This window comes from Sphingobacterium corticis (assembly GCF_042684745.1).
GTDB lineage: Bacteria > Bacteroidota > Bacteroidia > Sphingobacteriales > Sphingobacteriaceae > Sphingobacterium > Sphingobacterium corticis.
Genome location: NZ_JBHUMA010000006.1, coordinates 49,776 through 61,233 on the forward strand (window position 1 = coordinate 49,776; position 11,458 = coordinate 61,233).

An 11,458-nucleotide genomic window follows, 5' to 3' on the forward strand; every position below is an offset into this window, starting at 1 on the left:
TTAACCCTTATCAACCTGAAATGAAACCTAATAACTATAACTCAAACTAAAGACCGGAACAACACGTTGTGTCGCGCGGCTATCATTGATATAAATTCCTTCCACGCTGACGTTTATATCCGGCAATACATAACGCAGCAAGTTGAAATCGGCTGATATGCCTAACCCGAACGTTTTTGGTGCAATCGACGAGTTTTGTAGGTTTTGATAATCGGAGAATGCTTTTGCTTGAATGCGTTTGATATAAGCTAAAGGACCAATAGTCCAGTCTGGATAGGCAATTGGCATTCGGTATGTTAAAAGCAGTGTGTTGTCGATTCTTGGTGATGGAAAATAACCAAATCCGCTAACTACAGGAATGTCGTTGCTGAATTGATACACGCCATTTTTATGCTGAAAACTCAATCGGGCTTGTAATCCATGATTGGTAAACAATCCCGGGAAGTAGAATCCAGTTCTCAACGAAAGAATTGTTCCGGCGCGTGTTCCTTCCATAAACGGTCGATGGCGATACGTCGCGCTGATTTGTTGTCCCCAGCGTGGTTGTAAATCCATGTGGCTACGACGACGATTTCTATTAAAATATGCTTGATAATTTAATGGAAAAGCAATCTCATCCTGAAAATTATTGACCAGAACACTAACCTGATAGCGCTGTAAATACGATGTTCCGACCTGAACACCATAGCTGTAAATCATATTCTGGCGATAGATGGAAAAGGGGATGAGGACGTTTGCTGCGTAATAATTTTCTCTCCAATCAAATCCAATAATTTGATCATCAGCTGTTCTTGCTTGTCCTAATTGCCCTCTGTTTTCGTAACGCAAGTTGAATTTTGGGAAGTATTTTGCATAGGTAAAATCAGCGCTGTAAATACTTTTTTGAATGTCCGTATCATATTCATACCCTAAAGTAATTTGCGAGGTGTTTAGCAAATCGTTAGCTAACCAAAACACTCCCGGACGAAAGTTGTCTAAACTCTCGAAGTTGTTGTTGCTGATGGATAAACTATGAAAATTGAACAGTCCGGATAAGCTAGTATATGGCCTAATGATCGTGGAATCAATTACGTTTTCTGGTAGTACAGAATCGCGGAAAGCATAGTTTTTACCAAGTCGGAAATCGGTAAGATAATTTCTATTCCTGTTTTGATTTGGTAATCGATCGTAATTGATTTCTTTTATTTCGTTGCGATTAATCGTTTGATTCGATTTAGCCGATATCATAGCGATGCGATGTCCATCGGGTGTATAATCGTTAATTAAAAGTGAGTCGGAGTTGATCGGAGTGGGATTAAAAGCGCCATAAAGAACGTCACTCAACGCATTGATCTTGCCCTCGGAGTCGAGGCTATAAATGTTGTCAATACCGTTGTAATGCGCTTTGTAGATAATGTTTTCGCCATCGTAAAGAGGTCTTTCTAAAGTCTGACTTCCCCAAGGGAGAAGGAATTTATAGTTTTTCGTACTTAAATCGAACTCCATCAAGGTCGTTCCTTGATCGCTAACGGCAATACAAACGATTCTTTCGGAAGCAGCATTATATTGCGGTTGCTGAATGTGCAATCCGTGAGGTAGCCGTATCTCTATTTGCTTCACTCCATTAGCGGTATCATAAACAGCAAGCGCACTCTGTCCGGAATTATTAACTTGAACTACAACGAAATGTTTATTATTTGGCGATAACGCTGGCGTGTAAGCGAAATCTTCTAGTTTAAAAGTTTTATGCACATCAGTTTTCAAGTTCTTGATATGCACAACTTGGAAAGTATTTTTACCATATCGCGCATCTTTCCTTACCTCATCCCAAATTAAGATATTGTCGTTGACATGGAAGTAGGGCATAAGTTGCTGTCCGGTGTAAGCAACGCGGTGAGCTGTTCCGTTTTGAATGGACACAATATGCGGAATGTTTTGTGGTCCTTGCCACAATGCATAAATCGTATCGCTATGAGCATTACTTTTCTGAGGTAGCAAATAGTGAACAGGATATTTTGAATTAGGAGTTTCTATGTGTGATAAAAGAGATTTTCCAGTCGCTTCGGAACGCCAAATTTGCGTGATAGAATCTATGGCTCCTTGATACAAGCGACGACTGTTATAGCCATTGCTATGTTTGCGAAGTGCCTTGTAAAAGTTGAATGGTCGGAACAATTTTCCGCGCATATCTTCTAACATTTCTTCCTTGATTTGACCTCCAAATTGATTAGTCAAATGGGTGTTCATTAAGTAGCCCGTCAGGTAAAAACTTGGTGTAATGTCCTTGAAAGATCCGAGGATATTTTTATCAAACCCATACCTTCTTCCGGCAAGTTGATTCGCTCGAATCGGCATGAACCAACTCGGCATCCGGCCTCTTCCTCCACTGGAAAAATGTGTTTCGGTGAATACGGCATCGCCTTCAAAATACCAAGCTGGGAGATGAATTCCGAACATAGCATACGAAAACTGCTCGAAAAATGGACCACGTAAACGGCCTGTCAATTTGTCTATTTGTGCTACGTGTCGCAATTCGTGTTGCGCTAAATTTGGTAACCATTCCACGTTGCTCGCAATTCCGCTAGGTAAGGGAAAGAACTCCGTTTTTCTTGGAGCGAGCTGAACAAATCCATTTTGGATGATGTGATTTGCATGCAAAATCACGGGTATCTTGCCAGTATATCCCTCTATAAATGTGTTTGCGTTTTGCCTCATCGAATCTAATTGCTGGGCTAGGGTAGAGGCTTTGTCACGATATGTTTTAGGGAAGATGATACGGTGATTTTTAAGCTGAATTTGTTCCCATTTTACGCTTGGATTTACCTGATCATTTTCAATAATTTGTCCAAATAGATTTGATGAACAAAAAATGGATATGGTAATACATAATAGTCTGGTAATTATATTTTTATTCAATGTGTTTGTCGGTTAAAATTTTAATACTAAATATTTTAGTTTTATTTCTTTGTGTAAGCTTAATTTTTTATTAATATGATTATTTTAAATGTCTGATTTTTAAAATAATATAAAAACAAAATTAAAGAAATATATCAGTTAATTTATGTTGGTAATTTTCATTTTATCGCTTGTTCTCACTTCGGTTAAGAATGTTTTATAAAGCTAAGTTTTTTTAAGATATCACCAAATGGTATAGGAAATTTTTAGATATAATTTTCTTGAAAATATTTTGAGGTCGACAAGCTTAGTAGATTTTGTATTTGCATATAATGTGACGCAAATTTCCATCTTCATAATCCATCGAAATTTCTCTGCTGAGTTGAGAGCAATGCAAAGCATTTGCGAATCCAGATTCTAAAATTGAGCGTGAGGAATATATGCGAACTTCGGGGCAACTAATTTAATATTGTCGTTTTTTTAAGATGTGTCATTTTGGCATTTTAGAACGCCGTTTATTCAGGTTGATCATTGAAATCCATTAAAGAATTCAATATAAACAGCTGTTAAAATTAATTAGAGATTTTCCCTAAAATAAACGACTTTTGCAAGCAAATTAGCATAACACCAATGTAGCGATATTAAAAGAGAGGGACTATGGAAGAACTAGAAATGCAAGTCGAGCAAATCGAACAGTTCATTGAACAGGGAGATATGCTCGCGTTGGAAGAATACTTAAACGAGTTAAACATTTCTGACGTCGAAGAACTCATCGATGAACTCCCAGAACATGGCCCTTTGTTTTTAGAAACGCTTACGATTAAGCGTGCCGTTAACGTATTCCGAATTCTCGATTTTCCAACCCAAGAACGGATCATTAAAAAGCTGCCTGCCTCGAAAGTTAGGGAACTGATTAATGAAATGCCGCCGGATGACCGTACCTCCTTTTTAAGTGATTTAAAAGGTGATGCGGTGAAGCGAATCATTATTATGCTTTCGCCCGAAGAGCGAAAAGAGGCTTTATCACTTTTAGGCTATCCTGAAGACTCTGTTGGGCGTTTGATGACGCCGGATTACATTACCGTGAAATCGCATTGGTCTATTCCCCGCGTGCTTGATCATATTCGACGTTACGGCAAGGCTTCTGAAACTATCGACGTCCTTTACGTTATCGATGGGGAAGGGAAGTTGATCGACGATATTCGGATCAAAGATATTCTTTTGGCGGAGCCGGAAATATTGGTGAGCGATCTCATCGATAATCGCTTGATAAAACTATATGCCAACGATCCACAAGAAGAAGCGGTAACGATATTCCGTATGAATAACCGAGTAGCGCTTCCTGTAGTAGATGATCAGGACATCATGTTAGGAATTGTGACGATCGACGATATCCTTTGGGTTGCCAACGAAGAATATACAGAGGATATGCAGCGTTTTGGGGGTACTGAGGCGCTCGATGAGCCATACTTGGATGTGTCGATCTATCAACTTGTAATGAAGCGCGCAGGATGGCTTGTCGTGCTATTCTTTGGGCAGTTGTTGACAGCCTCGGTTATTGAACACTATGAATCTCGTTTAACGGTGGCGCTATTGGCGCTTGTTCCGGTAATTATGTCTAGCGGAGGGAATAGTGGTTCGCAAGCTTCCACTTTGATCATCCAAGCGATGGCGATGGGCGAGGTGACCTTAGGCGATTGGTGGCGAGTAATGAAGCGTGAAATTCTTTCGGGTTTAGCGCTAGGGATTATTCTGGGTATTCTCGGTTTTGCGCGCATCGGTTTTTGGCAAGCATTTACTTCCGCTTATGGCGACTATTGGCAACTGATGGCGGCGGCCGTTTCATTGACATTGGTGTCAATCGTATTGTGGGGTTCGCTTATCGGTTCGATGTTGCCTTTCATTTTGCGTAGATGCGGTGCTGATCCTGCTAGTTCTTCGGCGCCATTCGTATCCACTTTAGTGGATGTTTCTGGCTTGTTACTATACTTTACGTTCATTTCCCTAATCCTGAAGGATGTTCTGATGTAATTATTCTTATTGGTACTGAATAACTTGTGATTTTTTGCGTTTTAATATTTTGATAAGTCCATTTATCTTCCGAATATTGTGTCACCGAAGACAAACGGTTGACATTCCTGAATAGCTCAGCTGGTTAGAGCATCTGACTGTTAATCAGAGGGTCGCTGGTTCGAGCCCAGCTTCAGGAGCAGGATAAAAAATCGCTTTTCATAACGAAAAGCGATTTTTTTTTTGCCCGTATACTTAGCCGATTGATAACTGACATTTTTTTGTTTTTGAAATGTTGGTGCTATTTCGTGTAAATTAACTTTCCGACAGACCAATTTTGCCGTTTTTTCATATTGTATTGTTGAAGGATGGAGTTTGTTATTGTCAATGAGCAATTTCCGTTAAAACAAATAGATATTTGGCTATATTTTTTGTTGAAATTTTATCGAAATAGGTATTTTATTATTTTATTGACTTATTTGGGCGGTTGTTGATTAAATTATCTTAATATAATTTCTGTTTTTATGGAGATATGATAATTTTATAGTGTCAAAATCGTACGAAATCAGCGTAAAAGTTAAAATCAGGAAAGAGTACGGCAAAATCCAGCCGATTCCGCTTTGCATATCGGTTAAATTTGTAAAACCTAACACGGATTTTACAATTAACTAACCCCAAGAATGCAGAGATGAGTTATCTAAAATTAACAATGATTTTTTGCTTATTCCTATATGGAAACGCGCTTTATGCGCAGCAAAAAGAACTAACAGGAAAAGTCACCAATGCGGCAAATGAACCTCTGGTAGGTGCTTCTGTCAGTATTGAAAATGGTGGCGCAACCTCCACAAACAGCAACGGTCAATTTTCTATTAATTACACATCAGGAAATCGTCTCCGAATTTCGATGATTGGCTATGCAACACAAACGATTAGTTTGGTTGCGCAAACCACTGTCAATATCAAGTTGGAATCCGGCGATCAGGAAATTGGTGAGGTAGTCGTTACGGCGCTCGGAATTAGCCGGGAGAAAAAGGCGCTTGGTTACGCTATACAAGAGATAAAAAGTGAAGAACTTACCAAAACAAATCAACAGAATGTGCTGAATAGCATGTCCGGTAAGATTTCCGGGATGCAAGTTACTGCGGCTAGTGGTGCTGTGGGAGCCGGAAGTCGTGTTGTGCTACGTGGAAACAATTCCTTCGGCAATAACCAACCGCTTTTTGTTGTAGATGGTGTTCCGGTGAGTAATTTTTCTACAGATGTAGGTTCCGGCGGTTCTGTAGATTACGGAAGTGGAATTGGTGATATCGATCCAAGTAACATCGAATCTATTTCCGTGTTGAAAGGCGCAAATGCAGCCGCATTGTACGGCCAGCTTGCAGGGAACGGTGTTATCATCATTACGACAAAAAATGGTAAAGGTGCTACAACGCCAGTGATTAGTTACAACGGTGGGATTTCAGCAGAAAACCCATACATCCTTCCGAAATACCAAAACAGTTACGGACAAGGTAAATATGGCGAAGAATATTTGTGGAACCTATACCGAGAAGGCAATCTACAGTTGTCTGATATTGGATATTCCAACAATCTGAATCCAACAACGTATCAGGAATGGGCAGAAATGATCGGTTTCAAATACGTGGATGGTTTGGGTAGTGGAATCAATGATAACGTGGATGAAAGTTGGGGACCACGCTTAGATGCCGGATTACTACTTCCACAATATAGCAGTCCGCTGGATGCACAAGGTAATCGTACGCCGACACCGTGGATATCATATCCGAATAATGTGCGTGATTTCTTCCAAACCGGACATACTATGGATCATTCACTTTCTTTAAGCTCCGCGGTCGGAAAAGGCCATGCGCGCTTAAGTTTGAGTACGCAAAATCAAGCAGGTACGGTTCCGAATACAGATCAGGATCGCTACACCTTATCATTAAATACCAGTCAGCAATTGACCGATCGCTTGGAAGTGAATGCAAGTATGAACTACGTTCGCTTGGAGAATGATAACCTTATTGGTCAGGGATACAACAGTTTCAATCCGATGCAGTCGATCGGAGGTTGGTTTGGTCGTCAAGTCGATCTAAATGGACTGAGAGATATGCGCGACGCGGAGTTCGAAAATGGTTTTCCTTATAACTGGAACAGTAACTACAGCGATAATCCCTTCTTCACGACATTCAATAATCTGAATTCACGGGATAAAGACCGCATGTTTGGTAATGTTAGCGCAACGTATACGGTTCATCCGTGGCTCAAAGTGATGGGGCGTGTAGGTAATGATTGGTCTTATGAGAAGCGTATGCAGATCACGCAAAATAAATCTAATTCTACCTTAACAAGTGCGGCAAATCGTACCTGGGGCGGTGGTAAATTTCGTCAGACTTCCATCGGACTTAATGAATTAAATGCTGATTTAATCTTATCCGGACAAGGTAATATCACACCTGATTTGAATTTGAGCTATATCGCCGGAGCGAATTATCGTGATTATAAATATGCTTACGATCTTTTGGGTGCCGACCAGTTGACGGTTCCAAACTTGTATCGCATTGGGAATGCAAAAGGATCTCCGGTAACCGGTATGTCGACGCAACATCTTCGCTCGAATAGTGTGTTTGCGCAAGCATCACTTGGGTACAAAGATGCACTTTACTTGGATTTAACGGCTAGAAATGACTGGAACTCGACCTTGCCCGCTAACAACTTATCCTATTTCTTTCCGTCGGCAAGTTTAAGTTGGGTATTCACGAATTCATTGCCAATAAACGAAGGTATTCTGAGTTTTGGTAAGTTGCGCGCAAGCTGGGCTTCTGTAGGTAAAGGTGCAGGTAATGCATATTACACACAGGGAACTTACGTTCCGAATACTGCAGCATTCAACGGGGTGACTTTGTATAGCATCAGCCCGATCCTTCCTCCGCTGAATCTATTGCCGGAAAAAGCGCAGAGTACAGAGGTGGGTGCCGAATTGCGATTTCTTAACAACCGAATTGGTTTAGATTTTACGTATTACAACAAGAAAAGTTTAGATCAAATTATGCAGGTAAATGTTTCTGGATCTACAGGTTTCCGTTCTTTGCGACTGAATGCCGGGGAAATTCAGAATACCGGTGTAGAAGCGCAGTTGAATTTGGGGATTATTCGTAAGCAAGAAGGTTTCCGTTGGGATATGGATATCAACTGGGCAAAGAATAACAGCCGTGTAAATAGCTTGTACACAGATCCAACAACGGGACAAGATTTGGAATCTTTCAATGTGACTTCCGCTTGGAGTATGACCATTGACGCTATTCCTGGTCGGCCTTACGGTGTGATGCGTGGAACAGCGTTCCAACGCGATGATTCGGGAGCAATTCTGGTTGGTTCGGATGGTTTGCCGCGCTATACAGGTTCTCCAGTTGAGCTAGGTAATATCACGCCAGACTGGGTTGGCGGGATCAATAACAGATTCAGCTACAAAGATTTTAGACTGAGTTTCTTGATAGACATGCGCAAAGGTGGCGATGTATTCAGTGTAACGCAATGGTTCGGTTTGCAATCAGGTGTACTGGAAGAAACTGTAAGCAACGGGATAAGAGAAACCGGTATTGTTTTGGGACAAAATTATATGGCAAATGAACGTTTTGTGTTGGAAGATGATTCTGCAAATGATATCCGCGTCGGAGCACGTGATTACTTCCAAAGCCTTTGGGGTGGAAGAGAAACAGGGATTATTGATGGAAGTTTCGTGAAGCTTCGCGAAATACAATTTGGATATGACTTCCCACAACGATTATTTACTAACTGGAAAGTGATAAAAAGAGCGGGTGTTTCGGTGTTTGCACACAACGTAGCGTTGTTGTACACGCATAAAAGCAACTTTGCCCACATTGATCCTGAAACTGGTTTTGGTGTTGGAAACGATGGCTTAGGTATCGAGCAATATCAAATCCCGTCCAACAGAAGCATTGGTATGAAATTAAACCTTACTTTTTAACCGCTCCTAACTCCTTTAGACATGACAACTATATTGAATAAAATAAAGAAACATAGGACAGCGATATTCGGAATTATGGCGGCAGCCTCTTTTCAGGCCGCTTGTACCAAAGATTTTGATCGGATTAATGCCAATCCAAACGAACCCACTGAAGCACCAATGACAAATGTTTTGGCCTACGTGCTGCAAGATTTTTCAGCGAATTTCTACAACGCTTGGGGCGATATGAACGAACCTTCGACCTATAGCGGTCATTTGGGAAAGATCGCTTATATTGACGAAGCGCGTTATATGTTTCGTGCCGGCACCATTACCGATTTGTGGAACAAGTTTTATCGCGATGTAAAGAATGCACAACTTGTTATTGCGTCGGCGGAACAACAAGATGCGGTTAATATGCAAGCCGCTGCGATGACTTTCCAAGCATTTATGTGGCAATTAGGAACCGATCGTTGGAGGGATATGCCATTTAGTGAGGCGGTAAAGGGAGATGAAGGTTTCGTGACTCCCAAATATGATACGCAGGAAGATATTTACCCAGTAATCATTGCGCAGTTGGAGCGGGCCGCTGAATTATTTGCCCAAAAGTCGAATGATCAGTTGGGTAATGGAGATTTGTTGTTCGGAGGCAATGTTACCAAATGGCAAAAATTTTGTAATTCTTTACGATTGCGTATCGCTTTGCGTTTATCGGAAGTAGATGTGCAACGTTCTCAAGCGACCGTCCAACAAATTTTAGGTAATCCAGCTCAATATCCGATTATGACATCTAATGATGATAATGCGTATTTCGTTTGGGCGGGCGCCGATCCGTACGTGGAGCCTTGGAATAATGACTCCAGAACCCGCGATGACCATGGAGTGAGTGTGAATATTGTTGATTCTTTGTCGAAATACGCCGATCCGCGATTGCCTATCTATGCCAAACCAGCTCCTTCCGATGGTACATATCGCGGGGTTGTGATAGGGCCTGCCAGTTCTCCGAGTGTGGCTATGTATTCGCGAATTGGATCGCGTTTTAGAGATAACAGTGCCGGATTCAGTCCGTTTATGAATTATGCGGAAACGGCGTTGATTGTTGCTGAACTTGCTAATTTGGGCTGGAGTACTGGAGCATGGACTGCGCAAGATGCCTACAACAATGGTGTTCGGGCTTCACTTCAAGAAAATGGCGTAGGTGCATCGCAAATTGATGCTTACATCAACTCTCCATCTGTGGCTTGGAATGGAAATACGTCAAAAATCTATTTGCAAAAGTGGTTAGCGCTGTTTAAAAATGGCCATGAAGCCTGGTCGGAAATGCGTCGTACAGATTTTCCCCTATTGCCTGCTGCACCGGGTTCTGCGTTCACAGGACATACTCGTCCGCCATTTAGATATCCTTATCCGGTGGATGAAACCACGTTAAATGGAAGAAATAGCGAACCATTCATCAAGGATGTGGTAGACAATTTTTGGGGTAAAAAGATGTGGTGGGACACCAGATCGAACGTTAGTTAATCAGAGTGGTTTTTTATAGCGTGTGTTTTCGCTTCCCGATTTCGGGAGGCGATTTTTTTATTAAGATGAAATTTTTCGAAAATCCATTTGCAATTATAATATCGGAATTGTACTTTTGTACCGCTTTAGAGGGGTAACTCAATGAAGAGCTAGATTCCTGAATAGCTCAGTTGGTTAGAGCATCTGACTGTTAATCAGAGGGTCGCTGGTTCGAGCCCAGCTTCAGGAGCTAAATAAAAAAGTCGTTTTTGATATCAAAAAACGGCTTTTTTTGTTTTTAGGGCAGATTAGGTACATTTGCTCTTGTCGGTTCGGGTTCTCCGAGTCGTCGTGATTTACATAGTTTTTTGTTGAACTTCACGCAGGAATGTTACAAATACGTTACAGAAATTCCAGCGTGTTTAAGGAAGAAAATTGTGGAAACCGTAAGCGCAAAAATTTTTGAACATCAAAAGAAAGCTGATGGCACTTACTCAGTTCGATTCATGTATATTTTCAAGTTTTAATTTTGTTTTGCGTTAACGATGTGAGCTAAGTGATGCTCGCAGTGCCAAGCATAAATTCCTATATTAGTCTTGAGTGAGATTTTTTCTTTGTTCTCGGGATGTAGAAATTCTTTTTCCAAGTCTTCATCGCTAAGGCTTTCCATTAAATTTACCCAGCGTTCGTGTAAACCTTCCAATATTAATAGTGAACTCCGTACCGGATAATACTTTGAATCCGATAATTCAGCCCACACATTTTCAAAATAAGGTTTTATTGTCGGCGTATTCTCTGTAAGAGTAAGTTTGAATCTAATAAAGCTGTTCATGTGGCTATCAGCGCAATGGTTTACCACTTGTGAGATTGTCCAACCATTCGGTCTATACTGTTTAGCGAGTTCTTCTTTTGTTAGATGTGCAACTTCCTTGTGAATTTTGGCTGGGAAATCTTTAATAGTTTGAATCCACTCGCGAATGTCATTTCTATCGATTCTTTCTGGATGTCTAAATCTTCCAATAGGATATTTTAGCTTTTCAATATTGTCTTCCATTTGAAGTTGAATTTAATTAAAGTTTATGCGCTATGAAACTTAAGGTAGCATAA

5 protein-coding genes and 2 tRNA genes are annotated in these 11,458 nt (G+C 40.9%); 5 read left to right on the plus strand and 2 right to left on the minus strand.

Annotation, left to right across the window (positions count from 1 at the left end; all coding sequences use genetic code 11):
- Positions 1–27: 27 nt before the first annotated feature.
- Positions 28–2,694, minus strand: a complete 2,667-nt coding sequence (locus ACFSQ3_RS06305; protein ID WP_380868567.1) for a hypothetical protein — start codon at positions 2,692–2,694, stop codon at positions 28–30.
- Positions 2,695–3,531: 837 nt separating this feature from the next.
- On the opposite strand from ACFSQ3_RS06305, the gene mgtE reads away from it, so the two are divergent.
- The 5 genes from mgtE to ACFSQ3_RS06330 all read left to right on the plus strand — a co-directional run bounded on the left by mgtE (position 3,532) and on the right by ACFSQ3_RS06330 (position 10,601).
- Positions 3,532–4,905 (plus strand): magnesium transporter, encoded by a 1,374-nt coding sequence (gene mgtE / locus ACFSQ3_RS06310; protein WP_380868568.1) that lies wholly within the window; start codon positions 3,532–3,534, stop codon positions 4,903–4,905.
- Positions 4,906–5,010: 105 nt separating this feature from the next.
- Positions 5,011–5,084, plus strand: a tRNA-Asn gene (locus tag ACFSQ3_RS06315).
- A 509-nt stretch (positions 5,085–5,593) separates the two neighbouring features.
- The gene (locus ACFSQ3_RS06320) at positions 5,594–8,872 is read left to right on the plus strand and encodes a SusC/RagA family TonB-linked outer membrane protein (RefSeq protein WP_380868570.1); all 3,279 of its coding nucleotides are present in this window, start codon (positions 5,594–5,596) and stop codon (positions 8,870–8,872) included.
- Between the two features lie 21 nt (positions 8,873–8,893).
- A complete protein-coding gene (locus ACFSQ3_RS06325; protein ID WP_380868572.1) occupies positions 8,894–10,372 on the plus strand; it encodes a SusD/RagB family nutrient-binding outer membrane lipoprotein in 1,479 nt (492 codons plus the stop codon).
- Positions 10,373–10,527: 155 nt separating this feature from the next.
- Positions 10,528–10,601 (plus strand) — tRNA-Asn (locus tag ACFSQ3_RS06330).
- 273 nt (positions 10,602–10,874) lie between these two features.
- Here ACFSQ3_RS06330 and ACFSQ3_RS06335 read toward each other — a convergent pair.
- Positions 10,875–11,405, minus strand: a complete 531-nt coding sequence (locus ACFSQ3_RS06335) for a YfiT family bacillithiol transferase (RefSeq protein WP_380868573.1) — start codon at positions 11,403–11,405, stop codon at positions 10,875–10,877.
- Between the last annotated feature and the right edge of the window lie 53 nt (positions 11,406–11,458).

Excerpts from the sequence above, each read along its gene's own strand:
- ACFSQ3_RS06305 (WP_380868567.1), bottom strand. The coding sequence starts at position 2,694 with ATGAGGCAAAACGCAAACACATTTATAGAGGGATATACTGGCAAGATA.
- mgtE (WP_380868568.1), top strand. The coding sequence starts at position 3,532 with ATGGAAGAACTAGAAATGCAAGTCGAGCAAATCGAACAGTTCATTGAA.
- ACFSQ3_RS06320 (WP_380868570.1), top strand. The coding sequence starts at position 5,594 with ATGATTTTTTGCTTATTCCTATATGGAAACGCGCTTTATGCGCAGCAA.
- ACFSQ3_RS06325 (WP_380868572.1), top strand. The coding sequence starts at position 8,894 with ATGACAACTATATTGAATAAAATAAAGAAACATAGGACAGCGATATTC.
- ACFSQ3_RS06335 (WP_380868573.1), bottom strand. The coding sequence starts at position 11,405 with ATGGAAGACAATATTGAAAAGCTAAAATATCCTATTGGAAGATTTAGA.